The sequence below is a fragment of the Paraburkholderia sp. J41 genome (assembly GCF_905220235.1).
Classification (GTDB): Bacteria; Pseudomonadota; Gammaproteobacteria; order Burkholderiales; family Burkholderiaceae; genus Paraburkholderia.
Genome location: NZ_CAJMZE010000015.1, coordinates 13,482 through 39,888, shown reverse-complemented (window position 1 = coordinate 39,888; position 26,407 = coordinate 13,482). Strand labels below are relative to the sequence as shown.

Genomic DNA, 26,407 nt, shown 5'->3' with positions numbered 1-26,407 from the left:
GCTATGAATTACGTATCCACGCGCGGCGCCGGCGCCGGCGAGCATCACTCGTTTTCCGACATCCTGCTGGGCGGTCTCGCTCGCGACGGCGGCCTGTATCTGCCCGCGCAGTATCCGCAAATCGGCAAGGAAGAACTCGCGCGCTGGCGCGGTCTCTCGTACGCGGACCTCGCGTTCGAAATCCTTTCGAAGTTCAGCGACGACATTCCCGCCGGCGACCTGCGCGATCTCACGCGCCGCACCTACACGGCCGCAACCTATTGCAACGTGCGCCACGGCGAGGACGCGAGCAAGATCACGCCGCTGACCACGCTCGGCGAGGAGCGGGGCACGACGCTCTCGCTGCTCGAACTCTCGAACGGCCCGACGCTCGCGTTCAAGGACATGGCCATGCAACTGCTCGGCAATCTGTTCGAGTACGCGCTCGCGAAGGCCGGCCAGCAATTGAACATTCTGGGCGCGACGTCGGGCGACACGGGCAGCGCCGCCGAATACGCGATGCGCGGCAAGCACGGCGTGCGTGTGTTCATGCTCTCGCCGCACAGGAAGATGAGCCCGTTCCAGACGGCGCAGATGTTCAGCCTGCAAGACCCGAACATCTTCAACCTGGCCGTGGAAGGCGTGTTCGACGACGCGCAGGACATCGTCAAGGCAGTCTCGAACGATCACGCGTTCAAGGCGCGGCACAAGATCGGCACGGTCAATTCGATCAACTGGGCGCGCGTGGTGGCGCAGGTCGTGTACTACTTCGCGGGCTACTTTGCCGCGACGCAGAGCAACGACGAGCGCGTGTCGTTCACGGTGCCGTCGGGCAACTTCGGCAACGTCTGCGCGGGCCATATCGCGCGCATGATGGGGCTGCCGATCCGCAAGCTCGTGGTGGCCACCAACGAGAACGACGTGCTCGACGAATTCTTCCGCACCGGCATCTACCGCGTGCGCGGCGCGGCGGAGACGTATCACACCACGAGTCCGAGCATGGACATTTCGAAGGCGTCGAACTTCGAGCGCTTCGTCTACGATCTGCTCGGCCGCGACCCGGCGCGCGTCACGCAACTGTTCCGCGACGTGGAGGAAAAGGGCGGTTTCGATCTGGTCGCGAGCGGCGACTTCGCGCGCGTCGAGCAGTTCGGCTTCGTGTCGGGCCGCAGCGGCCACGACGACCGCATCGCCACGATCCGCGACGTCTACACGCGCTACAAGACGATGATCGACACGCACACGGCCGATGGCGTGAAGGTCGCGCGCGAAAACCTCGAAGCGGGCGTGCCGATGATCGTGCTGGAAACGGCGCAGCCGGTGAAGTTCGGCGAGACGATTCGTGAAGCGCTGGAGCGCGAGCCGGAGCGTCCGGCGGCGTTCGAAGGGCTGGAGGCGCTGCCGCAGCGCTTCGAAGTCGTGCCCGCCGACGTGCAGCGCGTGAAGGACTATATCGCGGCGCATACGGCGCAGTGATCGGCGCCTGAATCGGCCGCCGTCCGCATTGCCGCCGCGGGCGTGTTGGGGCGGCGGGCGAGCGATTCGCCGGCCGGCTTCCGGCGCGTGGTCGGCCCGTAGCTGGCTCGTAGTTGGCTCGTAGTTGGCCCGTAGTTGCCCCATAGTCGGCCGATTTGGCGTGTCGTCGAATTTCACAGCCGTCCGGCAGACGATCGCGGCCTGCCGGCGGCGCGTCGCGCGTTGGCAAGCGCGGCGCGTAGCCGCCCGATCCCTGCCGATGCAGTCCCCACCCCGCGCCCGCAGCCTCACCGGCGCGCCGCTACAATATCCACAGACCAACCGTTGCTGGCGGCTCGCCGCCGTCTCCGAGACGCCTCGATGTCCACACCCACGCCTTCTTCCGCCGCGCGCGCGCCGATGATCTCGACCGCCGACGCGCTCGCCACGCTGCTTGCCGCGGCAAAACCGCTCGCGGGCACTGAAACGCTGTCGACCTTCGACGCGCTGAACCGCGTGCTCGCGGCCGACGTGGTGTCGACGCTCGACGTGCCGCCCATGAACACGAGTTCCATGGACGGCTACGCGGTGCGCGTGGCCGATCTCGCGCAAGGCAGCCGCCATCTGCCCGTGTCGCAGCGCATTCCGGCCGGGCACGCGCCGCAGCCGCTGGCGGCGGGCACGGCGGCGCGCATCTTCACGGGCGCGACGGTGCCGCCGGGCGCCGACGCCGTGGTGATGCAGGAGCAGACCGAAACCGTGGACGGCGCCGTCAACATCCTGCACGCGCCCAAGGCGGGCGAATGGATCACGGCCCAAGGCGCCGACATCCGCAAAGGCTCGGTCGTGCTGCCCGCGGGCACGCGGCTGTCGCCGGCCGCGCTGGGGCTTGCGGCGTCGGTGGGTTGCGCGACGCTCGCGGTCACGCGCCGCGTCAAGGTGGCCGTGTTCTTCACCGGCGACGAATTGACGATGCCGGGCGAGCCGCTCAAGCCGGGCGCCATCTACAACTCGAATCGCTTCACGCTCACGGGCTTGCTGCGCAACCTCGGCTGCGAAGTGACGGACTACGGCATCGTGCCCGACCAGCTCGACGCGACGCGCGCAACGCTGCGCGAAGCGGCGGCCGAACACGATTTCATCCTGACCTCGGGCGGCGTTTCGGTCGGCGAGGAAGATCATGTGAAGCCGGCCGTGGAAGCGGAGGGGCGCATCGCCATGTGGCAGATCGCCATGAAGCCGGGCAAGCCGCTCGCGTTCGGCGCGGTGCGGCGGCCAGGGAAGGAAGGCGCGGCGCCGGATGAGGCGTTTTTTATCGGCTTGCCGGGCAATCCGGTGTCGAGTTTCGTCACGTTCTTGCTGTTCGTTCGGCCGTTCCTGCTGCGTCTCGCGGGCGCGACGCACGTGAGTCCGCGCGCGCTTTCGCTGCGGGCGGATTTCACGCAGAGCAAGAGCGATCGCCGCAACGAGTTCCTGCGCGCGCGCGTGAATCCGGCAGGCGGTCTCGATCTGTTCTCGAACCAGAGTTCGGCGGTGCTGACGTCGACGGTCTGGGGCGACGGCATCATCGACAATCCGCCGAATCACCAGATCAGCGCCGGCGAAACCGTGCGCTTCATTCCGTTCACCGAACTGCTGTACTGACACGCGACTCATGAAAATCCAGCTCAAATTTTTTGCGAGCGTGCGCGAGGCGCTGGGCGTCGCGGACGAAACGGTCACGCTGCCCGAGGGCATCGTCACGGTCGGCGACGTACGCGGCTGGCTGCGCGCGCGCGGCGGCGTCTGGGCGGAAACGCTCGCCGACGGGCGCGCGCTGCGCATGGCCTGCAATCACGTGATGACGGACCCGCGCACGCGCATCACCGAAGGCTGCGAAGTCGCGTTTTTTCCGCCCGTGACGGGCGGCTGAGCAAGGAGCGCTGTCATGCCCGTACGCGTGCAAACCGGGGATTTCGACCTCACGACCGAAGTGGCGCAACTGCGCGCGCGGAATCCGGCGGTGGGCGCGGTGGCGTGCTTCGTCGGCACGGTGCGCGATCTCAACGACGGCAGCACCGTGGCGTCGCTCGAACTCGAGCATTACCCCGGCATGACGGAGAAGGCGCTGGAAGCGATTGCGGGCGCGGCGCAGCAGCGCTGGCCCGGCATCGAAGTGCTGATCGTGCACCGCGTGGGCAAGCTCGCGCCGCTCGACCAGATCGTGCTCGTGGCCACGACGTCGAAGCATCGCGGCGACGCCTTCGCATCGTGCGAATTCGTGATGGACTACCTCAAGACCGAGGCGCCGTTCTGGAAGAAGGAAGAGACGGAAGCGGGCGCGCGCTGGGTGGACGCCCGCGAGAGCGACGACGCGGCGTTGGCGCGCTGGGGCGTCGTTTCGGGCAACGTGCGGAAAAGCTGAACGTTACGGCGTTTTTTAGCGGACGTGCCCGGCGATGCGGGCGAGGTTTGCGTTGCGCGTCACCGTAATGCAACTAACTGCCGAATTCGACCGTTTTGGGGAGATATTGACGGTCAGTTCGCGTGACCGGCTTCGTCCGCCTCCATCGAACGGCCGACGATTCGCGCCGGAAACGGCTCGCCAGTCGGGCGCGTCGGCAGTTCGTGGCCTTGCTTGGCCGAATGACGGCGCGGCGCGACCCGATCGAGAATCGCCTGCTGTTCGGCCGGAATCTGATAATCCCAGCCGAAACGGCTCAGTTGCAGACTTTGGGCGATACGCAGCGCGGGTTCCATGAACTGCACGGCCGCCGCCGGCTCGAATCGGGCCTCTACCGTTCCGAGAAACAGGTAGAGCCAGCGGCTGAAATGCCGCGGCTCGACGCCCGCCACCGGATCATGCGCCTGCTGCACATTGCCGCGATACGTCTTCGCGCCCAGCACGATGCTCGACCAGAAACGGCACATTTTCGGTAAATGGTCGTCCCAGCGGCCGGCCAGCTTGCTGTCGAAAAGCGGGCCAAGTTCAGCGTCGGCGCGAACGCGATCGTAGAAGGCATAGACCAGCTCGCGAATGTTATCTTCGGTCGGATGGGCGTGGCGTTCGGTGGGTGTCATCGGGCAAATCCCGTAAAGCGTGAAATGCGGCCTTTAGATGTGGCCTTCGGATGCAGTCTTTGAATGCGGCTCAAGCGGGCGGGCCAAGCGGCCGGGCCAAGGCGCCTGACATCTGTGTAGGATGATCGGACGCGAAACGCGCCTCGGCGATGCGGCGTAGCGCCGCGCGCGATCGCTTTCCGGCACGCAGTGCCCACAATGGACACGAGCATGATAGCGAGTCCTGGAAAAACCTGCATGCCATCTACATGTTATCGTATGGATTCCGTATTGCGCCAGCGCTGGGCATCGACCTGATTGAGCCATGAGACTGACCGATTACACCGATTATTCGCTGCGCGTGATGCTCTATCTCGCGCTGCGCCGCGACGGCCTTTCGACGATCCAGGAAATCTCGGATGCCTATGGCGTTTCGAAAAACCATCTGATGAAGGTCGTGCAGCGCCTGGGCGAACTTGGCTGGGTCGAAACGATCCGCGGGCGCAACGGCGGCCTGCGGCTTGCCGAGGCGTCGCTCGCGTTGACGGTGGGGGCCGTCGTGCGCGAAACCGAAAGCGATTTCGCGCTGGTCGGCTGCTTCCCGGACGAAAACGGCGAGCGCCGCAACTGCGTCATCGAGCCGCAATGCCGGCTCAAGCATGCGCTCGCGGCCGCGCGCGACGCCTTTATCGCCGAACTCGAGCAGCACACGATCGGCGAAATCGCGCAACCGGCAAACGAGCTTACGGGGCTGCTGGGTCTTGCACCTGTGCGCTTCCTGCCGCGCTTGCAGGCGGCGACCGTGCCGTCGCGCAAACATTGACGGCGCGGCGCAACGCCGCGCGTGCTGCTTCAGCGTTCCTCTATTCGGCGTTCCGCTTCTTCCATTTTTCCGGCAAACCGCGCCTGGCCGCTGCCGGATAGCGCTGCTGCGCGCAGCGATCGCAAAAATCGGAAAAAATGACGCCATGTGCGCTTGAAACTTGCGCGACCCACCTCAAATTTGGTGACAGTCTAGAAAACTGGAGGTCTCGTTTTAAATGAGAATCGACAAACTCACCACCAAGTTCCAGGAAGCCATTGCCGACGCGCAAAGCCTTGCCGTCGGCCACGATAATCAATACATCGAACCGGTACACTTGCTGGCGGCCCTCGTGGCGCAGCAGGACGGCTCGGCGCGCTCGCTGATGTCGCGCGCCGGCGTGCAGGTTCAGGCGCTGCAAAGCGCGCTCAACGACGCCATCAACCGCTTGCCGCAGGTGCAGGGCACCGACGGCAACGTGCAGATCGGCCGCGAGCTGACGGGCCTGCTCAATCAGGCCGACCGTGAAGCGCAGAAGCTCAACGACACCTATATCGCGAGCGAGATGTTCCTGCTCGCGGTGTCGGAGGACAAGGGCGAGGCGGGGCGGCTCGCGCGGCAGCACGGCTTGACGCGCAAGGCGCTCGAAGCGGCGATCGTCGCGGTGCGCGGCGGCGCGCAGGTCCACAGCCAGGACGCCGAAAGCCAGCGCGAGGCGCTCAAGAAGTACACCGTCGACCTGACCGAGCGCGCGCGTTCGGGCAAGCTCGATCCCGTGATCGGCCGCGACGACGAAATCCGCCGTTCGATCCAGATCCTGCAACGCCGCACCAAGAACAATCCGGTGCTGATCGGCGAGCCGGGCGTGGGCAAAACGGCCATCGTCGAAGGTCTCGCGCAGCGCATCGTCAACGGCGAGGTGCCGGAAACGCTCAAGGGCAAGCGCGTGCTCTCGCTCGACATGGCGGCGCTGCTCGCGGGCGCGAAGTATCGCGGCGAGTTCGAGGAGCGCCTGAAGTCCGTGCTCAACGACATCGCCAAGGACGAAGGCCAGACCATCGTGTTCATCGACGAGATTCACACGATGGTGGGCGCCGGCAAGGCCGAAGGCGCGCTCGACGCGGGCAACATGCTCAAGCCGGCGCTCTCGCGCGGCGAACTGCATTGCATCGGCGCGACCACGCTCGACGAATATCGCAAGTACATCGAGAAGGATGCCGCGCTCGAGCGCCGCTTCCAGAAGGTGCTTGTCGAAGAACCGTCGGTGGAGGCGACCATCGCGATCCTGCGCGGGTTGCAGGAGAAGTACGAACTGCATCACGGCGTGGAGATCACCGACCCGGCCATCGTCGCGGCGGCGGAGCTTTCGCATCGCTATATCACCGATCGCTTCTTGCCGGACAAGGCCATCGACCTGATCGACGAGGCCGCTTCGAAGATCAAGATGGAAATCGACTCCAAGCCGGAGGAGATGGACAAGCTCGATCGCCGCCTGATCCAGTTGAAGATCGAGCGCGAGGCCGTCAAGAAGGAAAAGGACGAAGCCTCGCAGAAGCGCCTGCAACTGATCGAGGAAGAGATCGATCGCCTGAGCCTCGAATACAAGGATCTCGAGGAAATCTGGACCGCCGAGAAGGCCGCGGTGCAGGGCAGCGCGCAGATCAAGGAAGAAATCGACCGCGTGCGCGCCGAGATCACGAAGTTCCAGCGCGAGGGCAAGCTCGAAAAGGTCGCGGAATTGCAGTACGGCAAGCTGCCGCAACTCGAGGCGCAACTCAAGCAGGTGGCGCAGGCCGAGGCCACCGAGCAGAGCAGCCCGACGCGTCACCGTCTGCTGCGCACGCAGGTGGGCGCCGAGGAAATCGCGGAAGTCGTTTCGCGTTCGACCGGCATTCCGGTCTCGCGCATGATGCAGGGCGAGCGCGAGAAGCTGTTGCAGATCGAGGCGAAGCTGCACGAGCGCGTGGTCGGCCAGGACGAGGCGATCAACGCGGTGGCCGATGCGATCCGCCGCTCGCGCGCCGGTCTCGCGGACCCGAACAAGCCGTACGGCTCGTTCCTGTTCCTCGGGCCGACGGGCGTGGGCAAGACCGAGCTGTGCAAGGCGCTGGCGGGCTTCCTGTTCGATTCGGAGGAGCATCTGATCCGTATCGACATGAGCGAGTTCATGGAGAAGCACAGCGTTGCGCGCTTGATCGGCGCGCCGCCGGGTTATGTGGGCTACGAGGAGGGCGGTTATCTGACCGAAGCCGTGCGCCGCAAGCCGTATAGCGTGATCCTGCTCGACGAAATCGAGAAGGCGCACCCGGACGTGTTCAACGTGCTGCTGCAAGTGCTCGACGACGGCCGCATGACCGATGGCCAGGGCCGCACTGTCGACTTCAAGAACACGGTGATCGTGATGACGTCGAATCTCGGTTCGCATCTGATCCAGGCGATGGCGGGCGAGCCGCAGGAAGCGGTGAAGGACGCCGTGTGGAACGAGGTGAAGCAGCAGTTCCGCCCCGAGTTCCTGAACCGGATCGACGAAGTCGTGGTGTTCCATGCGCTCGATCGCTCGAACATCGAATCGATCGCGAAGATCCAGTTGCAGCGCGTGCGGGAACGCCTCGCGAAGCTCGACATGGAACTCGTGGTGTCGGACGAAGCGCTGGAGCAGATCGGCAAGGTCGGCTACGACCCGCTGTTCGGCGCGCGGCCGCTCAAGCGCGCGATCCAGCAGCAGATCGAGAATCCGGTCGCCAAGCTGATTCTCGCGGGCAAGTTCGGACCGAAGGACGTGATTCCGGTCGACGTCCACGACGGCAAGTTCGTGTTCGAACGCGTCGTGCATTAAGCGCGCGGTGCGCTGAGTCCGCCGTGTGAGCGGCGCGACAAGCAAAAAGGGCAACGGAGTGATCCGTTGCCCTTTTTTTATTCGGCGCGAACCGTCGCGGCGCGCTTATGCCTGTTTATTGCCGCCCAGCAGCGAAGCGAGGCCGCCGAGCGTGCCGAGCACGCTTTCGGCATTGATCTGGCCGCCTTGCGGCACCTCGCCGTTGGGCGTGCCCGCGTTGACGACATGCGGCAGCACCTGGGCGAGCAGGCCGCCCACCTGGTCGGGCTGCAAGCCGATCTTTTGCGCGAGACCCGAGACGACGTCCGAACCGAGCACGCTGTGAATCTGCTCGGAGGAAACCGCCTGATTCGCGCCGTTGCCGACCCACGACTGCACGACGTCGCCGAGGCCGCCTTGCTGGAACTTCTGGATCAGGCCGTTCAGGCCGCCGGGCTGGTTGTTGACGAACTCGAGCGCGGTGGCGATCAGTGCGGCCTGGCCGCCGCCTTGTTGCTGCGACTGCGAGCCGAGCAGGGAACCGAGGGTATCTAGCAGACTCATGACGATCTCTCTGGATGATGGCCGCGCCGGGCGACGCGGCCGGTAGCTGGATGGCGCGCCCGCCTTGTCGGGCTGCGCCGCGGATTCGAGGCCGGCGCCATGCCCGCGCGCCGGACGGTGCCGATGCTCAGGCGCCGGATGCGGCCGCGTCGGACGCGGCCTTGCTCTTCTTCGACTTTTTGGGCTTCTTCGCTTTCGTGTCGGAGGCCGGCGCGGCTGCTGCGGCGGCCGAGGCGGCGGGCGGCGCGCTGGCGGCCTCGGCGGCCTTGTCTTTCTTGCTCTTGCGCTTCGACTTGCCGGTGGTTGCGTCCGAAGCGGCTTGCGGCGTGGCTGCGGGCGTGGCCGCCGGTTGCGTCTGCGCCATGGTCGGGTTCGGCGTCGTGGCCGCGGGCGCGGCGCTCTTCATCGACTTCGTGGCCGATGCGGCGGGCTTGGCGGCGGGCGGCGCCGACGAACCGTTGATCGTGAGCCCGGCCGCTTCGAGATTCTGCACCGACTTCGGGCCGATGCCCTTCACGCGCGTGGCGAGATCGTCGGCGTCCTTGAACGGGCCGTTTTTCGCGCGTTCGTCGATGATCGCCTTGGCATGCACCGGTCCGATGCCCTTGACGGATTCGAGCGCGGTTTCGTCGGCGGTATTCACTTCGACGGCCTGCGCGAGCGCGGCGGACAGCGAGAAACCCACGGCAAGGAACAGCAACAGCAGCTTCTTGAGCATGGCAATCACTCCATTGAGGGCAATTCGGTTAGCCGGAACGGACGACCCATCCAGTCGAATGGTGCTGCGGTACAAGAATAGGACAGTTGGCGCGTCCGTGAACGGGAAGCGCTCGATTTATACCGGTCGATGCGTGGCAAGACAATCGCATCGCACAATGTTTAATACTTTTGTGCGTTTGAACGGCGTGGGCGGCGCGCGCGGCGCGCGTCGATCAACGCAGAGGCGGGCCGACGATGCCGAACCTCGCGACGCGCCGGTACGGCGTCGCGCGCGGGATGCCGGACGCCTGTGCGGCTTCGTTCGGACGCCGGCGATGCGCGGCGAGCAGCCGTAGGCGCAGGCGCGAGCGCCGTCGGGCAGACGCATGGCCAGATCCGCGCTCAAATGACACGCCTCGAACCGCGCCGTATCGCACATGGCGCAGGCGTAGCGCCGGGCGTTGCGCAACTGGCGCAGGTTGCCGGGCCAACCGAACACGGCGAGGGCGCGGCGAGATGTGCGGCAAGGGCGCGGTCGAGCGCGAGCGGGCGGCCGGCTGCCTGCGCTTGCTCGGCGAATACGGCGTCGATGAGCGTGGCGCTCGCGCAGCGGCGGCAGCGTCAGCACCGCGCCGCTCAGCCGATAGTAGAGATCGCTGCGGAAGCCGATATTTTCCCGAGAGCGCGAATTCCCGGGAAGTCGCCGCGAAATATTCGAATGCCGATCCGAATGCCGCCGCGACTCATGCAGCCCGCAGATATCGCGTGCTCACACGCGACAAATACATCAGCAAGCCCGCGCCCGCGAGCATCAGACTGGTCAGATTCGCGATCCAGAATCCGCGCGCGCCGGTTGCCCACGCGGGCAGCGTGCCGGTCACGTCGAAGCCGAGCGCGTAGCCGCCGCCCAGCCCGACGCCCCACAGCGCGATGGCATAGATCACGGTCGGCACCACGGCGACCTTGTACGCGCGCAGCGCGAATGCCGTCGTGATCTGCAAGGCGTCGAATACGTGATACAGCGTGACGATGGCCACGAGCGGCATGGCCGCCAATGCCACGGCCGGGTCCGGCGTGTAGCCGCCGATGATGACGGGCCGCAGCACGAACACGATCGCGCCATAACAGCATGCAATGGCCACCGCCGTCATCACGCCGTGACGCGCGAGCGTGCGCGCCTCGTCGGGGCGATTGCCGCCCAGCGCCTGCGCGACCAGCGTCGAAGTGGCCACGCCGATCGAAAGCGGCGTCATGTAAAGCACCGCGCCCAGATTGCCGGCGATCTGGTGTCCGGCGAGTGTCGTGGTGCCGAGCCGCGCGATGAAGATCGCCATGAAAGTGTAGGACGTTACTTCGATCAGATACGACAACCCCATCGGAATGCCGAGCTTGAGCAGTTCCGCCTGACGCTTCCATTCGGGCCAGCAGAAGTGCTTGAAGATTTCGAACGGCGCGAACACGTCCACGCGCGTGAGCGCGACGACGGCGCAGAGCGCGAGCACCCAGTTGATCGCCGTGCTCGCAAGCGCGCAGCCGGGGCCGCCCAGCGCGGGCAGGCCCAGTCCGCCGAAAATGAGCCACAGGTTGAGCGGCACCTTCACGACGAGCGCGCCGACTTGCAGCACCATGACAAGCCGCGGCCGCCCCACGGCGTTCGCCAGCGAGCTATAGATACGAAACACGAGGCTCGCGGGCAGCCCGAACGACAGTAAGCGCAAATAGCCGATGGTGCGCTCGCGCAGCGCCTCGGGCGCACGCGCCAGATCGAGCAGCGGGCCGGGAAAGTACAGGATCGCCACGCCGATCGCGGTCAGCACGAGCGCGAGCCAGAACGCCTGGCGCACTTCGAGGCCGATTTCCGCGTCTTTCCGCGCGCCGAAGAGCTGCGCGGCCACCGGTTGCAGCGCCGTGAGAATACCCGTCAGCCCGATATAAACGGAGATGTAAATCGACGAGCCGAGCCCGAGCGCCGCGAGATCGAGCGCGGAGTAGCGGCCCACCATGGCCGTGTCGATCACGCCGAACGCGATGATCGCGAGCTGGCCGATCAGCACGGGCCATGCGAGGCCGGCGATGCGCCGGACGTCGCCGGGGAAAGTGGTCGTCACCGCGGCCTCAGTCGGGGCGCTTGCGCCAGATGCGCTTCTTGAGCGGCGGCTGCGGACGGTCGATGCGCACGTAGAGGCGGAAGCGTTCGTCGCGGTCGGCCGCGCGGCGGCCTTCCCAAACGAGCTTCCAGACGAAGTTCGACATCGAACTCGGCTCGCCGAAGTCTTGCGTGTCCTGGCGCAGGATCACGTCGCAGTCTTCGTCGAACGAGAAATGCATCTTGCCGAAGTAGGCGAAGGTGGCGATCTGCGCGTCGCCGAGGCGCACCGGCGAGATGCATTGGTAATCGGCCGGCAGATGCGCGGCGATCTGCTGCGCGACGTCCTTGTAGGTACGGCTGTAGTTCACGACCGGCAGCCACAGCGTCATGAGCAGCACCCACATCAGCGTGGTGCCGCCGCTCGACAGCACGACGCTGCGCCACAACACCTTCGGGTGGCGCGCCACGCGCCATTGCGCGAGCGCGATCCAGCAGAGCGTCACGGCCACCGCGCACACGAACGAGAGAATCTTGAACTGCGGCACGAAGCCGGGTGCGAGGCGCGCGAGATTGCGCGCGAGCGGCGCCGGAAAACCGGTCATGCCCGCGAGCCACACGAGCCACACGAAAGTGCCGAGAATCGTGAAGCTCAGCACGGCGAACCAGTCGATCGCGTTGATCGCGCCGCGCTTGAGCGTGGGCAGCGCGAAGGTAGCGAGCACGGTGAGCGCGGGCAGCACGAGCATGAAGAGGCGATTGGTTTCGTGGCTTTGCACGATCACGAGGATCAGCAGCGGCACGATTACCGAAAGCGGAATGGCGATATGCGGCTTGCGGCGCAGCCCGGCCCAGCTCACCCACGCCCAGATCGCGAGCGGCCACGCGGGCCAGGTGAACAGCGGCAGGTTTTTCGCGGCATAGCGCAGCACGTTGCCGGGCGGTCCCGCGAATGCGTTGACGTTCGAGCGCGCCCACTGGTTGAGGAACCACACGGCGTCGTCGGGATAGAGGTGCAGCGCGATCAGCGGCCACGACAGCGAGACGACGAGCGCGACCGGCAATCCCGCGACGAGCAGCCAGCGCGACCGTGTTTCGGGGGCGACGGCCAGCATGGCGAGCGTGCCGACGAGCAGCGCGCCCACCAGCACCGGCCCCGCCGCGAGCATCACGATGCCGAGCGCGAGGCCCCACCAGAGCGCGCCCTGGATCGGTTTGTCGATGGCGCGCACGAGGCCGTACACGAGCATCGCGATGCCGACGAACTGCATGAGCTGCGGCGTGGTTTCGTGACCGCGCTCGGCGAGCCCGAAGCAGGCAAGCAGAATGAGCAGGGCGCCGTCGGCGAGCGTGCGGCCGTAATCGCGCGGCTCGGGTTCGCCGCCGAACGCGTATTTGAACGGCTGTACCTCGGCGCGGCGGCCGAGCAGATACGCGCTGTACCAGACGAACGCGCAGGCGAGGCAGAACAGCACGCCCGTGGCGATGCGCGATGCATTGCTCGCGTCGACCCAGGGCGCGAACACGCGAATGCAGATCGCGCCGAGCCAGTAGCCGAGCGGCCCGTTCTCGGTCACGTATTTGCCGACGAGATTCGGCAGCAGCCAGTCGTGCGAGGTGCCGCCCGCCATCGTCCACATGACGCCGAAGCCCGCTGCGTCCTCGTTTTTCCACGGGTCGCGGCCAAACAGGCCGAACGCGGCGAAAACGATGCAGATGGTCAGCAGCAGCCAGCGCGGCAGGGCGCTGGTGGCGGAGGCGGTCAGTCGAATGGCTGGCTTCATGCAATGCGTAGGAAACGGATGAGCGAGGCGGTGCAGCAGGCGTGCGCGGCGCAATCCGGCATTTTAGCCGGGCCGCCTGTCAGGCGTCATATGACGCACGGTCAGGTCATTTCCTTACCTGACGGAAACTTGCCGGCGCGACCGCTGCGCGCAACAAAAAAGGGCAGCGTACGCTGCCCTTTTTCTTGCGGGACCGGCGTTCGAGCCGGCGCGGCGAAAGCTTACTTGCCAGCCTTGCCCGAGGCGCGTGCGCCGAACTTCTTGTTGAACTTCTCGACACGGCCGGCCGTGTCCATGATCTTTTGCGTGCCCGTGTAGAACGGATGCGATTCCGACGACACTTCGATCTTCGCGAGCGGGTAGGTCTTGCCGTTGAATTCGGCGGTTTCGCGCGTCTGGATCGTCGAGCGGGTCACGAAGCGGAAGTCGTTCGACACGTCGATGAACAGGACTTCGCGGTAATTCGGGTGAATGCCTTCTTTCATGGTCTTTCCTTAAATCTGACGGTAGCCAACTCGCGAGCCTCCGCTGCCCAATGCAGCCTGAAGCGCTTTTCCTCGATTTATCCGATTGGCGCGAGCCACTTGCCCAAGGTCGAAAAACGGCGATTATGCCAGAAAATCATCTGGTTGGCGATTTTTTGCAGGCCGCGCGCGGGGGCGTCAGGCCGTGCGGGCGGCCAGCGCGCCCACGCGCGCCGGGTCCTGGCGGTAATAGCGCGCGAGCAGCCGGTAAAGCTCGGGATATTCGGCTTCGAACGCCTTCGGCTTGACGAACAGCGCCTCGCTGCACACGGCGAAGAACTCGGAAGGGTGGTCTGCCGCATAGGGATCGATCAGCGATTCGCGCTCGAAGCGCGCCCAGCGGCGCTCGGGCACGGCGTCGACCTTGGCGCAGAACTGGTCGTAGGCGTTGTCGAACACGTCGGCCCAGCTTTGCGCGTCGAGCGGCGCGTGCCAGCGGCGAAAAAGGGGCGGATTGCCGTCCGCTTCGCCGTTGAGCATGTCGATCTTGTGCGCGAATTCGTGGATCACGACGTTGTAGGCGTCGCCGCCGTCGGTCATCTGGGCGTCTTCCCACGAAAGAACGACCGGGCCGCCTTCCCACGCCTCGCCGCTCGCGTCGTGTTCGACTTCGTGCACCACGCCGTCCTCGTCCTCGACGGTCTTGCGAATCACGAATTCGCCCGGATAGACGATCACGCCCACCCAACCCTTGTAGAGATCGAGCGAAAGATTGAGCACGGGCAAGGAGGCTTGCGCCGCGATCGCCACGGTCATGCGGTCGGTCAACTCGAGTTCGTGCGCCGTCGAAAATTCCTTTTGCGCGATGAAAAGGCTCGTGAGTTCGCGCAGGCGCGCGAGATCGGCGGCGTCGAGATGGGCGAGAAAGGGCAAGCCGTCGAGCGTGGCCTGCCAGAGCGCGTCGTCGATGGCGTAGTCGCGCAGCGCCTTGTCGCGGCGGCGCGAATCGAACCAGTGCGAAAGTTTCGAAAGCATCGAATACGGTGATAAAGCGTTCAGTCGATCTGTTTTTGCCAGGCGGCGAACAAGCCGCCGCATACGGCGACGCCGATCAGAAAATAAAACCCGTCGAGCGAACTCAGGAAGCTGGCCTGCTGCGTGACCATGCGGCTCACCTGCGCGAGCGCGAGACCGTGCGCTTCGCCCGGCGAGCGGCCCAGCGCCTCGAACGCGCGCGAAAGCGTCGCGAACGTATTCTGAAACACCGGGTTGAACGGATTCGTGAATTCGGCGAGACGCGTCTGATGCAAGGCGAGGCGATGCTGCTCGACGATGATAAGCGTTGCCGTCGCGAACGATATCGTCAACTGACGGACGATGTTTTTCAAGCGATAACCGTGCGTGAATTCCTCGATCGCGAAAATCCGGAACGTAAGGTTCGCGACGGGCAGCACGATGAACAGCAGCAACAGGCCGCGCAGCAACAGCGGCGCGATCAGCCACGACTCGCTCGCGTCCGGCGAAAGCCGCGTCATCCAGAACGAGATGAATGCCGCGAGCGCGAAGCCGGGCACGATGATCCACTTCTTGTGCGCGATCCGCGCGGCGTAACGGAAATAGAAGAACAGGGCGCCGGCGGAAATCAGCGAAGTGATGCCCGTGAGGCGCCCCGCGTTTTCGACGGGATAGTTGAAGCCGCCTTCGAGCAGCCGCGATACGAGGTAGCTGAGCGCCGTGCTCAAATAGTAATAGGTCATGTAGAGCAGCAAGCCGACGCGAAACGGCTTCTCGCGCAGCGCGTGCAGCCGCATGAGCGGCTTCGGGTGATGCCATTGGTGCCAGCCGAACCAGCCCAGCGCGGCAATGCCGGCGAGCGTAAGCGCGATGATGAGCGGCGAGGTGCTGAAAAGTTCGAAGCGAACCTGCTGCATGGAGATCTGCAACGCGCCTTGCGCGCACGCGAACAGGATGTACGGCCAGAAGTGCGCTTCGCCGCGCTCCTCGGGCAGCACGCTGCCGGAATTGGGCAACGCCAGCAGGGCGAGCGCGGCGTAAAGCACGCCTGCGGGCGCGGAAAACGCAAACAGCGCGCGCCAGCCGAAGTGCGCGACGAGCCAGCCGCCCACGAGCGGTGCGAGTGCGCTCGACAGCACGATCAGAATGAGAAACGCGCGCGTGGCGACCGGGCGCTCCCGGGGCGTGAAGCAGATCTGGATGAGAATGCGGCACGTGCCCATCATCGGGCCGATGAAATAACCCTGAAAGCCGCGCGCGAACGCGAGTTCGATTGACGATTCGCAAAGCGCCGCCGCGATCGCGCCCACGGAATAAAGCAGCAGCGACGCGCCCACGTAACGCCGGTAGCCGAGGCGTTCCACCCACCATTGCTGCTGAAGAATGCCGAGCACCGCGCACACGGCATAAGCGCTCGACGACCACACGAGTTCGTCCGGCGACGCATTGACGCCGCCTGCGATATAGCTCGTGAAGAACGAAAAGATCGCGTTGTCGTAGTAATCGAGGCCGGTCGCGAGCGCCAGCACCCACGGGAAAAAGTCGCCGCGCAGCCGCGCCGCGCTGAAGACCGGCTCTCGCGCAACGGGATTCATGCGTTTTCGCCGCCGTCGTTCTCGTCTGCGTTGTTCTCGTCGACGATGGCCGGCTTCGCGCCAGTTTTCGCGCGCCGCTTGCGCGTAGCCGTGAGCCGCTGCTCGAGCAACTGGTCCGAAGGCTCGCCCGCGAGGCGCCGCCGCAAATAATCGAGATCCTCGGCCAGCTCGGTGCGCACGCTTTGCACTTCCTTCAACTCGCGACGCACGGCGGCAATGCGCGCATCGAGCGTTTCCACCTGCTGCTCGAGCGCCTCCGCGATCTGCCGAAGCGACTCCAGCGAATAACGCCGTCTCCCGTCTCCGAGTTGTTCTAGCGGCCGCTTGAGCATTTCGGTGATGCCGTGCAGCGAGAAACCGAGCGCGCGCAGCCGCAGGATGCGCGAAAACTGTTCGAGATCCTGCTCGTCGTACAGGCGGTAACGGCCCTCGCTGCGCGACGGCCGCACGAGGCCGCGCTCCTCGTAATACTTGAGCGTGCGCGGCGTGACATTGAGACGCTCGGCGGCGTCGCGCACCGTAAGCAGGGCGGGGGAATCCTTGGGCATCGCGAACTCGTTTTTGCTGTTTCGGCTGAACAACCATGAGGAGGCGTGTCGCGAAGTATAGATCAACGTGAACGTTCACGTACAGGTTTGGAGGCGCAACGGTTTCATGCGAGAAATGAAAAACGCCCGCGATTGCGGGCGTTTGCGAGGGTGCGAGGCGTTTAGCCGCCGCGGCGCATCATGTCGAAGAACTCGGAGTTGTTCTTCGTCTGACGGATCTTGTCGAGCAGGAATTCCATGGCTTCGACTTCGTCCATGTCGTGGATGAACTTGCGCAGCACCCAGATCTTTTGCAGGATGTCGGGCTTGATGAGCAGTTCTTCGCGGCGCGTGCCCGACTTGTTCAGGTTGATCGACGGATAGACGCGCTTTTCGGCGAGACGGCGCTCGAGATGCACTTCCATGTTGCCCGTGCCCTTGAACTCTTCGTAGATCACGTCGTCCATGCGGCTGCCGGTTTCGATCAGCGCCGTGCCGATGATCGTGAGCGAACCGCCTTCCTCGATATTGCGCGCGGCGCCGAAGAAGCGCTTCGGACGTTGCAGCGCGTTGGCGTCCACACCGCCCGTGAGCACCTTGCCCGAAGCGGGCACGACCGTGTTGTAGGCGCGCGCGAGACGCGTGATGGAGTCGAGCAGAATCACGACGTCGTGCTTCATTTCGACAAGGCGTTTGGCCTTTTCGATCACCATTTCGGCGACCTGGACGTGACGCGCGGCCGGTTCGTCGAACGTGGAAGCGATCACTTCGCCCGCGACCGAACGCTGCATTTCCGTCACTTCTTCGGGGCGCTCGTCAATCAGCAAGACGAACAGCACGACATCCGGGTGGTTTTGCTTGATCGCATGCGCGATGTGCTGAAGCATCACGGTCTTGCCGGACTTGGGCGAGGCGACCAGCAGGCCGCGCTGACCCTTGCCGATAGGCGCGATCATGTCGATGATGCGGCCCGTGACGTTTTCTTCGCCGCGCATCTCACGCTCGAGCAGCAGCACCTTGTTCGGGTGCAGCGGCGTGAGATTCTCGAACATGATCTTGTGCTTCGAGGCTTCGGGCGGCTGGCCGTTGACCTTGTCCACCTTCACGAGCGCGAAATAGCGTTCGCCGTCCTTGGGCGTGCGCACTTCGCCTTCGATCGTGTCGCCGGTATGCAGGTTGAAGCGGCGGATCTGCGACGGGCTGATGTAGATGTCGTCCGTGCTGGCGAGATACGACGTTTCCGGCGAGCGCAGGAAGCCGAAGCCGTCCGGCAGCACTTCGAGCGTGCCGTCGCCGAAAATCGTTTCGCCCGTCTTGGCGCGCTTTTTAAGAATGGCGAACATCAATTCCTGCTTGCGCAGGCGGTTCGCATTTTCGATCTCGAGGCCGTTGGCCATCTCGATCAATTCGGACACGTGCAGAGACTTAAGCTCGGAAAGATGCATACGGAGAACCCGTCGGGGAGGAGTGCGACGAAAAGAAGGGGGAAAAGAAGTGAGCGGAACCGCTCAAGGACTTTTGCTTGAAGCTTTGCTTTGAAACGCTGCTGGAAACTTTATATTGCGCCGGGTAGACGCTTTATGAATTCTAGCATAGCACACGCCAGGAACCGTCGGTCTAGCGCGGCAGCAAGTTTAAACGTGTTTTTGTCTATGCGTGTTGTCGTGGGACAACACGCACATTCGATCGCGCCCGAAGCGCTCGCGCCGGTTTGGCGTTGCTCGGGCGGCGCGGTCGGGAAGGCAGACCGCGCGGCGTCGATTTACAGGTGGCTGTCCAGGAACGCGGTGAGCTGCGACTTCGAAAGTGCGCCGACCTTTTGCGCCGCGACGGCGCCGTTCTTGAAGAGGATCAGCGTGGGGATGCCGCGCACGCCGAACTTCACCGGGGTCGACTGGTGTTCGTCGACGTTGATCTTCGCGATTTGCAGGCGATCGCCGTAGTCTTTCGCGACTTCATCGAGAATCGGCGCGATCATTTTGCACGGGCCGCACCACTCGGCCCAGAAGTCCAGCAGCACGGGCTTGTCGGATTTCACGACGTCCTGTTCGAACGATGCGTCGCTGATATGCTTGATTTGTTCGCTCATTGTATGAATACCTCTTCGATTCGAGGCTGACTAAAGTGCTCGCCACGATACACCAAAACTGAAAATCCATCCGGGACCGCCAAAGCCGCCTGACCCCGGCGAGATCGAACCCCGAACCCGACTGACTGCCATCGAATCCGGGTGACGCCGGATGCGCCCACGATGCGCCCACAAAAAGGCAGCGATACGGCAAGCGACACGCGGCTTGCGGCACGCCGTTCAGCGCGCCGTCCACCGGATAGCCGACGCCAGTGTAGCCTAAATCGCTATGTGCTGCCGGTGGCGATAGTAGCCGGACTCCGAGCAGGGTTTCCGTCTGCAAAGCCACACTGACAGGGCATGTCGACGCGTTTCGCAACGAACTTTACGCGCGGATTCCTGCGGGTTTGATCGCTATCTGGAGACGCCGCGCCAGGTTGCAAGAGTGGGCCGAGGGATTCGACGCGCGATGCGATGCGCGAACATTCAAGCGTTCAAGCGTTGCGGCGGCGCTCGTGGGTTTTTGCGCCGCAGCAGTCGCATTGCGGCGCGACCGATGGTAGAATGTTTCGTGACGGGCCTCCTCGCATGGAGGGGCGGTCAACCTGGTCAGGTCGGGAACGAAGCAGCCACAGCCGTTTTCCACCAGTGCCGAGGGTCAGGCTCGTCACCTTCCTTTTTTCCGCGCTTTTCCTTTCTGTTTTTCTCCCCATATTGCTGGTTCGCGCCGTGCGAAAGCGCAGGGCGGAATTCGCGCGCGCCTGTTTCGCGGGCGGCACGGGAAGCGCATCGCGCGCTTCGCGAAGCCCGCGCCGCGCCAAAGCGATTGCGCCGCACGCCGCGTACGCAAAGCGTGCGGTGAAGCGCCGGTGCGGGCCAGGGTGCGAGCGCCGCGCGGCGGGCGTTTGACGCTTTTCGATTCATCGGAACGCGCGGGCGTTGCTGATACAATTTCCAGATGACCTATCAAGTTCTCGCACGCAAATGGCGACCGAAGGATTTCGCTTCGCTCGTCGGACAGGAGCACGTGGTGCGCGCGCTCACGCATGCACTCGACGGTGGCCGCCTGCATCACGCGTATCTCTTCACGGGCACGCGCGGCGTGGGCAAGACGACGCTGTCGCGCATCTTCGCCAAGGCGCTCAATTGCGAGACCGGCGTGACGTCGAAGCCGTGCGGCGTTTGTCGCGCGTGCCGGGAAATCGACGAAGGGCGTTTCGTCGACTATGTGGAAATGGACGCGGCGAGCAATCGCGGCGTGGACGAAATGGCGGCGCTGCTCGAGCGCGCCGTGTACGCGCCGGTGGATGCGCGCTTCAAGGTCTATATGATCGACGAAGTGCATATGCTCACCAACCACGCCTTCAACGCCATGCTGAAGACGCTGGAAGAGCCGCCGCCGCACGTGAAGTTCATTCTCGCGACCACCGACCCGCAAAAGATTCCGGTCACGGTGCTGTCGCGCTGTCTCCAGTTCAATCTGAAGCAGATGCCGGCGGGCAATATCGTCGAGCACCTCACGCATATTCTGGGCGAGGAAAAAGTCGAATTCGAGCCGCAGGCGCTGCGTCTGCTTGCGCGCGCCGCCGACGGCTCGATGCGCGACGCGCTTTCGCTCACCGATCAGGCGATCGCCTATTCGGCCAACCAGGTGACGGAAGAAGCGGTGCGCGGCATGCTGGGCGCGCTCGACCAGAGTTATCTGATTCGCCTGATCGACGCGCTCGTGACCGGCGATGGCGCGGACGTGCTCGCGATCGCCGACGAAATGGCGTTGCGCAGCCTCTCGTTTTCCACGGCGTTGCAGGATCTCGCGAGTCTCTTTCATCGCATCGGCTGGGCGCAGTTCGCGCCTTCGTCCGTGCTCGACGAATGGCCCGAAGCCGACGACATTCGCCGTTTCGCCGAGGCGTTGAGCCCCGAGCAAGTCCAACTCTTCTATCAGATCGCGACGCTCGGGCGCAGCGAACTGGGTCTCGCGCCCGACGAGTACGCCGGCTTCACGATGACGTTGCTGCGCATGCTCGCGTTCGAGCCTGCCGCGAGCGCGGGTGGTGCGGGTAGTGCGCCTGCGTCGAGACCCGCGCCGGCCCCGGCGGGCGCGCGCGCGGCGAGCCCGGCGGCTAGCCATGCGGCGGCGCCCGTTCGCGCCGTGCCGCCGAAAGCCGAAACGGCGGTTCAGCTTGCACCGGTGCGTGTCGAAAGCGCGGTGCCTGCGGTGGCGCCGAAGGCGGTCGAACCGGTCGAAGCCGTTGCCGCGCGCGATATAAGCGTGGAAGTCGCGCCCGAACCGGTCGCGGTCGTCGTCGAAACGAAAACGGAAGCGCGTGCCGTGCCGCCTTGGGAAGACGAGGGCGATGCCGCCGCGGCAGCGAGCGCGCCCGAAGCGAAGGCCGAAGCCGCGCCTGCTGCCGTTACGCCGGAGGCCGAAACTGGCGAGCAGGCCGCTGCGGCTGAACCTGCGCCGGAAACCGTGCAAGAAGCGGTGCAAAACGTGGCGCGAGAAATAGGGCAAGGCGCTGCGGGCGAACCGAAAGAGCAGGGCGCCGCGCAGGCCGCGCCCGAAGCATCGGTCGAAGCTCAAGCCGAAGCTCAACCCGACTCACAACCCGACTCGCGCGAAGAACCGGCTACGGCTTCGTTCACGCGTGGCGGTGCGAGCGCCGCGCTCGACGTGTTGCGCAGCAAGGGCTTGCGCGTGTCGTCCGCACGCGGCGCGGCGCCGGCCGCTTCGGCATCCGATGCGCCCGCGCCCAAGCCCGCCGCGCCGCGCAAGGAAGTGAAAGTGCCCACGCCCGATCCTGCTCGCCGCGCCGCCGCCGCGCAGGAAGCGCAGGCGCGTCAGCCGGCGCGCAACGGCAATGCGCAATCGAATCCGCAGGCCGACGGCGCGCCGCCGTGGGACGACATTCCGCCCGACGACTACGTGCCGCTCAGCGCCGACGACGCGTATTTTTCGTCGCCCGACGAAGGCTTCGTGCCGGCCTACGACAACGAGCCGTCCGCGCCGCGCGCGGCGGCGCCCGCGCCAGTGGTCGTCGACGTCAGCAAGCTGCCGCCTGGCATTGCGCTCGACGCGATCGGCTTCGCGGGCGACTGGCCCGCGCTCGCCGCCACGCTTTCGCTCAAGGGCATTTCGTATCAACTCGCGTTCAACAGCGAATTGACGGCGCTCGACGGCACGCTGCTCAAGCTCAGCGTGCCGGTGCCGCAATACGCGGAAGCCGCGCAGGTCGCGAGGCTCAAGACGGCGCTCGCGGAGCGGCTCGGCAAGACGGTGGAAGTGAGCGTCGAAGTGGGGCCGGCGCGCCGCACCGCCGCCGCACTCGACGCCGCTGAGCGCGCGCAGCGTCAGCGCGAGGCGGAGCGCGAAATCAGCGCCGATCCTTTCGTGCAGCAACTGATTCGCGACTTCGGCGCGAGCATCGTCCAGGGGTCGATCCGGCCGGTCGCGCCCGACGCTGCCGCGGGCGGCGCCGCGCAGGCCGCCCATTGATCAGGCTCATTCATTATTTTGGCCGCTTGCTGTTGGCCGACTGATTTTTACCGATTGATTTTTACCGATTGATTTTGTGTCGCGTGGATCGGGCAGGACAACCGCCCTGGCTCGATCCGCGCCGATTCGAACACCCATGATCCAGAAGGAGCAGTGACTATGTTGAAAGGCCAGATCGCCGGGCTCATGAAGCAAGCCCAGCAGATGCAGGAAAACATGAAGAAGATGCAGGAGCAGCTTGCCCAGATCGAAGTCGAGGGCGAGGCGGGCGCCGGTCTCGTCAAGGTGACGATGACGTGCCGTAACGACGTGCGTCGCGTGTCGATCGACCCGAGCCTGCTCGCCGACGACAAGGACATGCTCGAAGACCTCGTCGCCGCCGCGTTCAACGACGCCGTGCGCAAGGCCGAAGCCACCTCGCAGGAAAAGATGAGCGGCATGACGGCCGGTCTGCCGATCCCGCCGGGCTTCAAGATGCCGTTCTGATGCCGGCTTGCGCCGCGCCGGTCGGGCGCGGCGTTGCCGCCGGGCGGCGCGCGGGTGTTGCCTGGATATTGCGTGGACATTGCGTTTCGCGTGTTTCGCGAAGCGCGCCCGCCGGTTTTGATGCCGCGCCGGCACCGTGTCTCGCCGTGCCGCGCCGTGTCGAACACGCCGCGGCGTTTTCCGGCATGCTGCGGTAATGACCTGATGACCTTTCCGGCGCGACGACGCTGCGCGCCGGCAAGGTCATTCGTCACGTCCCCTGAGTCGCATACGCGATCCAGGCGCTTGACCCGATTCCGGCAACTTCCCTCGCAACCGAGCAGTACAACCGAGTTTCGCAACTTCGCCGCGCTGAATCCGCATGAAACAACCTTCCGCACTCGCCGCGCTCGTCGAGGCGCTGCGCGCGCTGCCCGGCGTCGGGCCCAAGTCGGCGCAGCGCATGGCTTATCACCTCATGCAGCACGACCGCGACGCCGCTGAAAAGCTCGGCAAGGCGCTGCTGTTCGCGACCGAAAACGTGCAGCACTGCGAAAAGTGCAACACGTTCACCGAAGCGCAGGTATGCGAAACCTGTCTGGACGAGGAACGCGACCCGACGCTGCTGTGCGTCGTCGAAACGCCGGCCGACCAGATCATGCTCGAACAGACCATGACGTATCGCGGCCTCTATTTCGTGCTGATGGGGCATCTGAGCCCGCTCGACGGCATCGGTCCGAAGGAGATTCACTTCGACCGACTCGTGAAGCGCGCTTCCGACGGCGTCGTCAAGGAAGTCGTGCTCGCAACCAACTTCACGAACGAAGGCGAAGCGACGGCGCACTATCTCGGCCAGACGCTCAAATCGCGCGGCCTTTCCGTCACGCGCCTCGCGCGCGGCGTGCCGGTGGGCGGCGAGCTCGAATATGTCGATGCGGGAACCATCGCCCGCGCGATGCTCGACCGGCGCTCGATGTAGCGCATCATGTAGCGCGTTACGCCGCGGCTCGCGGCAGGCAGCGCACGGCGCGCCGTACTCAATGAATGGAGACTTCATGAGCGCAACCACGCCTTCCGGATCGCAACACGCGGCGCAAAACGAATCGGCACCGCGAAGCGAATCGGCCGATAAAAAGAACGCAACGAACGAAAAGCGCGGCCCGCTCGCGGGCGTCAAGGTGCTCGAACTCGGCACGCTGATCGCCGGGCCGTTCGCGGCGCGTTTTCTGGGCGAATTCGGCGCCGAAGTCATCAAGATCGAAGATCCGAAGGGCGGCGACCCGCTGCGCAAATGGCGCAAGCTTTATCCCGAAGCGGGCGGCACCTCGCTCTGGTGGGCCGTGCAGGCGCGCAACAAGAAGTCGGTCACGGTCAATCTCAAGGCCGACGAGGGCAAGGAAATCGTGCGGCGGCTGGCCGCGCAAGCCGACATCGTGATCGAGAACTTCCGGCCCGGCCTGCTCGAAAAGCTCGGGCTCGGCTATGACGTGCTCGCGAAGGACAATCCCGGCCTCGTGATGGTGCGGCTTTCCGGCTACGGCCAGACCGGCCCGTATCGCGACCGGCCGGGTTTCGGCGCGATTGCCGAGTCGATGGGCGGGCTGCGCCACATCACCGGTTATCCCGAACTGCCGCCGCCGCGCATCGGCATTTCCATCGGCGATTCCATCGCGGCGCTGCACGGCGTGATCGGCGCGATGATGGCGCTGCATCATCGCAACATGAACGGCGGCAGCGGCCAGATCGTCGACGTCGCGCTTTACGAGGCCGTGTTCAACATGATGGAGAGCGTGGTGCCCGAGTACGGCGTGTACGGCATGGTGCGCGAGCGTACCGGCGCGTCGCTGCCCGGCATCGTGCCGTCCAACACGTATCCGTGCCGCGACGGCAGCATCGTGATCGGCGGCAACAGCGATCCCATTTTCAAGCGTCTGATGACGGCCATCGACCGCGCCGATCTTGCCGACGACCCCGGTCTCGCGCACAACGACGGCCGCGTGCCGCGCACGGCCGAGATCGACGGCGCCATCGCGCAATGGCTTTCCGAGCGCACCATCGAAGAGGCGCTTGGCGTGCTCAATGCCGCCGACGTGCCGGCGGGCCGCATCTACAGCGTCGCCGACATGTTCGCCGATCCGCAGTTCGCCGCGCGCCAGATGATCCAGCATTTCCGCTGGCAGGACGGCGGCGAGGAAGGCATCGACATCGCGCTGCCGGCCGTCACGCCCAAGCTTTCGGCCACGCCTGGCGACACGCGCTGGCTCGGTCCCGCACTGGGTGAACATACCGATGAAGTCCTGGAGACGCTGGGGTATGATGCAGGCCACATCGCACGGTTGCGCGAACAACAAATCGTGTGAGCGCGCGCGAAGCGGCACGAGGTTGTGCTTGCGTTGTGCCTGAAAAAAGCCGGAAACGGCGCGGTTTTTCTTCACGATCGAACCGCGCCGCGCAGTCAGAGCCGTACCCAAAAACACAACAAGTTCTGGAGACTCGCTCATGCAACGGAGAAGCTTTCTCGCCGGCACGGCTGCGCTCGCGCTCGGCACGTTCGGCGCCGCGCCGTTCGCTTTCGCCCAGCAAAACAAGCTCGAAACGAAGAAGGTCGCGATCGCGGTCGGCGGAAAAAATCTGTTCTATTATCTGCCGCTCACCATTGCCGAGCGGCGTGGTTTCTTCAAGGACGAAGGGCTCGACGTCGAGATTGCCGATTTCGCGGGCGGCTCGCAGGCGCTGAAAGCGGCCGTGGGCGGCAGCGCCGACGTGGTTTCCGGCGCATTCGAGCACACCATTCTGTTGCAGGCGCAGCACCAGATGTTTCGCGAGTTCGTGCTGCAAGGCCGCGCGCCGCAGATCGTGCTCGCCATTTCGAAGAAGGCGATGCCGAATTACAAGGGCCTCGCCGATCTCAAGGGCAAGAAGATCGGCGTGACGGCGCCCGGTTCGTCCACGTCGATCATGGCGAGCTTCGTGCTCGCGAAGGCGGGGCTGAAACCGGGCGACGTGGCGTTCATCGGCGTCGGCGCGGGTGCGGGCGCGATCGCGGCGTTGCAGTCGGGCCAGATCGACGCGCTCGCCAATCTCGACCCGGTGATGACGAAGCTCGAACGCGCGGGCGACATCCGAGTGATTTCCGACACGCGCACGCTCGCCGACACGCGCTCGGTGTTCGGCGGCGACATGCCGGCCGGTTGCCTCTATGCGTCGGAAAGCTTCATCGCGAAGAATCCGAACACCACGCAGGCGCTCGCCAATGCGATGGTGCGCGCGCTTAAATGGCTGCAAGGCGCGACCGGCGCGCAACTCATCGACACGGTGCCGGAAAGCTACCTGCTCGGCGACCGCGCGCTTTATCTCGCCGCGTGGGAACACGTCAAGGAAGCCCTGTCGCCGGACGGCCTTATGCCCGCCGACGGTCCCGCCACGGCGCTCAGGACGCTGCAATACGACGCGAACGTGAAGGGCAAGCCGATCGATCTTTCGAAAACGTGGACCAACGACTTCGTGAAGAAGTCGCTCGCGAGCGTCAAGTCCTGATGCGCGGGCGCTCGTGAC

At 65.1% G+C, this 26,407-nt stretch carries 22 protein-coding genes, 1 other RNA gene and 1 pseudogene; 12 read left to right on the top strand and 12 right to left on the bottom strand.

The features are described from left to right. Positions 1–3 precede the first annotated feature (3 nt). The 4 genes from thrC to U5805_RS17140 all read left to right on the top strand — a co-directional run bounded on the left by thrC (position 4) and on the right by U5805_RS17140 (position 3,838). Positions 4–1,455 (top strand): threonine synthase, encoded by a 1,452-nt coding sequence (thrC, locus tag U5805_RS17155; protein WP_322104684.1) that lies wholly within the window; start codon positions 4–6, stop codon positions 1,453–1,455. A gap of 360 nt (positions 1,456–1,815) precedes the next feature. Continuing rightward, a complete protein-coding gene (glp, locus tag U5805_RS17150) occupies positions 1,816–3,078 on the top strand; it encodes a gephyrin-like molybdotransferase Glp (protein ID WP_322104683.1) in 1,263 nt (420 codons plus the stop codon). Positions 3,079–3,088: 10 nt separating this feature from the next. Continuing rightward, positions 3,089–3,346 (top strand): molybdopterin converting factor subunit 1, encoded by a 258-nt coding sequence (gene moaD, locus U5805_RS17145; protein WP_322104682.1) that lies wholly within the window; start codon positions 3,089–3,091, stop codon positions 3,344–3,346. 15 nt (positions 3,347–3,361) lie between these two features. Then, complete coding sequence (locus U5805_RS17140; protein ID WP_322104681.1) at positions 3,362–3,838, top strand: molybdenum cofactor biosynthesis protein MoaE; 477 nt, start codon at positions 3,362–3,364, stop codon at positions 3,836–3,838. 113 nt (positions 3,839–3,951) lie between these two features. Here U5805_RS17140 and U5805_RS17135 read toward each other — a convergent pair whose 3' ends face one another. Then, positions 3,952–4,494 carry a group III truncated hemoglobin gene (locus tag U5805_RS17135; RefSeq protein WP_322104680.1) on the bottom strand — a complete coding sequence of 181 codons (543 nt, stop codon included), beginning with the start codon at positions 4,492–4,494 and terminating at the stop codon, positions 3,952–3,954. A gap of 304 nt (positions 4,495–4,798) precedes the next feature. Here U5805_RS17135 and U5805_RS17130 point away from each other — a divergent pair, with 304 nt between their 5' ends. Together U5805_RS17130 and clpB are read left to right on the top strand one after the other, a co-directional pair. Next, entirely contained in the window at positions 4,799–5,296 is a 498-nt protein-coding gene (locus U5805_RS17130; RefSeq protein ID WP_322104679.1) for an Rrf2 family transcriptional regulator, read from the top strand. A gap of 217 nt (positions 5,297–5,513) precedes the next feature. Beyond that, the gene (gene clpB, locus U5805_RS17125; protein ID WP_322104678.1) at positions 5,514–8,111 is read left to right on the top strand and encodes an ATP-dependent chaperone ClpB; all 2,598 of its coding nucleotides are present in this window, start codon (positions 5,514–5,516) and stop codon (positions 8,109–8,111) included. 105 nt (positions 8,112–8,216) lie between these two features. Here clpB and U5805_RS17120 read toward each other — a convergent pair whose 3' ends face one another. The 11 genes and pseudogenes from U5805_RS17120 to trxA form a co-directional block, all read right to left on the bottom strand. After that, on the bottom strand, positions 8,217–8,660 hold the full coding sequence (locus tag U5805_RS17120; RefSeq protein ID WP_415914625.1) for a YidB family protein: 444 nt from the start codon (positions 8,658–8,660) through the stop codon (positions 8,217–8,219). Positions 8,661–8,781: 121 nt separating this feature from the next. Next, positions 8,782–9,372, bottom strand: a complete 591-nt coding sequence (locus tag U5805_RS17115) for a ComEA family DNA-binding protein (RefSeq protein ID WP_322104676.1) — start codon at positions 9,370–9,372, stop codon at positions 8,782–8,784. Between the two features lie 214 nt (positions 9,373–9,586). Further along, positions 9,587–10,017: pseudogene (locus tag U5805_RS17110) on the bottom strand (sigma-54-dependent Fis family transcriptional regulator); the annotation flags it as partial. A gap of 79 nt (positions 10,018–10,096) precedes the next feature. Beyond that, positions 10,097–11,461, bottom strand: coding sequence for an MATE family efflux transporter (locus U5805_RS17105; RefSeq protein ID WP_322104675.1), 1,365 nt, complete (start codon positions 11,459–11,461; stop codon positions 10,097–10,099). A 7-nt stretch (positions 11,462–11,468) separates the two neighbouring features. Beyond that, complete coding sequence (locus U5805_RS17100) at positions 11,469–13,223, bottom strand: glycosyltransferase family 39 protein (protein ID WP_322104674.1); 1,755 nt, start codon at positions 13,221–13,223, stop codon at positions 11,469–11,471. 221 nt (positions 13,224–13,444) lie between these two features. After that, a complete protein-coding gene (locus tag U5805_RS17095) occupies positions 13,445–13,708 on the bottom strand; it encodes a type B 50S ribosomal protein L31 (RefSeq protein WP_028204933.1) in 264 nt (87 codons plus the stop codon). 177 nt (positions 13,709–13,885) lie between these two features. Next, complete coding sequence (locus U5805_RS17090) at positions 13,886–14,722, bottom strand: M90 family metallopeptidase (protein ID WP_322104673.1); 837 nt, start codon at positions 14,720–14,722, stop codon at positions 13,886–13,888. A 20-nt stretch (positions 14,723–14,742) separates the two neighbouring features. Beyond that, entirely contained in the window at positions 14,743–16,296 is a 1,554-nt protein-coding gene (locus tag U5805_RS17085; protein ID WP_322104672.1) for an MFS transporter, read from the bottom strand. After that, positions 16,293–16,844: a MerR family transcriptional regulator gene (locus U5805_RS17080; RefSeq protein ID WP_322104671.1), complete on the bottom strand. Its 552-nt coding sequence runs from the start codon at positions 16,842–16,844 to the stop codon at positions 16,293–16,295. Before U5805_RS17080 ends, U5805_RS17085 begins: the two co-directional genes overlap by 4 nt. Before the next feature lie 161 nt (positions 16,845–17,005). After that, positions 17,006–18,268: a transcription termination factor Rho gene (gene rho, locus U5805_RS17075; protein ID WP_027818379.1), complete on the bottom strand. Its 1,263-nt coding sequence runs from the start codon at positions 18,266–18,268 to the stop codon at positions 17,006–17,008. A 317-nt stretch (positions 18,269–18,585) separates the two neighbouring features. Continuing rightward, positions 18,586–18,912 (bottom strand): thioredoxin TrxA, encoded by a 327-nt coding sequence (gene trxA, locus U5805_RS17070; RefSeq protein WP_027797264.1) that lies wholly within the window; start codon positions 18,910–18,912, stop codon positions 18,586–18,588. 552 nt (positions 18,913–19,464) lie between these two features. On the opposite strand from trxA, the gene ffs reads away from it, so the two are divergent. From ffs to U5805_RS17040, 6 genes are all read left to right on the top strand, one after another. Then, positions 19,465–19,563, top strand: an RNA gene (gene ffs / locus U5805_RS17065) — signal recognition particle sRNA small type. Between the two features lie 286 nt (positions 19,564–19,849). Beyond that, positions 19,850–22,387 (top strand): DNA polymerase III subunit gamma/tau, encoded by a 2,538-nt coding sequence (locus U5805_RS17060; RefSeq protein ID WP_322104670.1) that lies wholly within the window; start codon positions 19,850–19,852, stop codon positions 22,385–22,387. A gap of 159 nt (positions 22,388–22,546) precedes the next feature. After that, a complete protein-coding gene (locus U5805_RS17055; protein WP_322104797.1) occupies positions 22,547–22,873 on the top strand; it encodes a YbaB/EbfC family nucleoid-associated protein in 327 nt (108 codons plus the stop codon). A 361-nt stretch (positions 22,874–23,234) separates the two neighbouring features. Continuing rightward, on the top strand, positions 23,235–23,831 hold the full coding sequence (recR, locus tag U5805_RS17050; protein ID WP_322104669.1) for a recombination mediator RecR: 597 nt from the start codon (positions 23,235–23,237) through the stop codon (positions 23,829–23,831). A gap of 76 nt (positions 23,832–23,907) precedes the next feature. Further along, positions 23,908–25,212, top strand: coding sequence for a CaiB/BaiF CoA-transferase family protein (locus U5805_RS17045; RefSeq protein ID WP_322104668.1), 1,305 nt, complete (start codon positions 23,908–23,910; stop codon positions 25,210–25,212). Between the two features lie 139 nt (positions 25,213–25,351). Further along, complete coding sequence (locus tag U5805_RS17040; protein ID WP_322104667.1) at positions 25,352–26,389, top strand: ABC transporter substrate-binding protein; 1,038 nt, start codon at positions 25,352–25,354, stop codon at positions 26,387–26,389. Positions 26,390–26,407 lie beyond the last annotated feature (18 nt).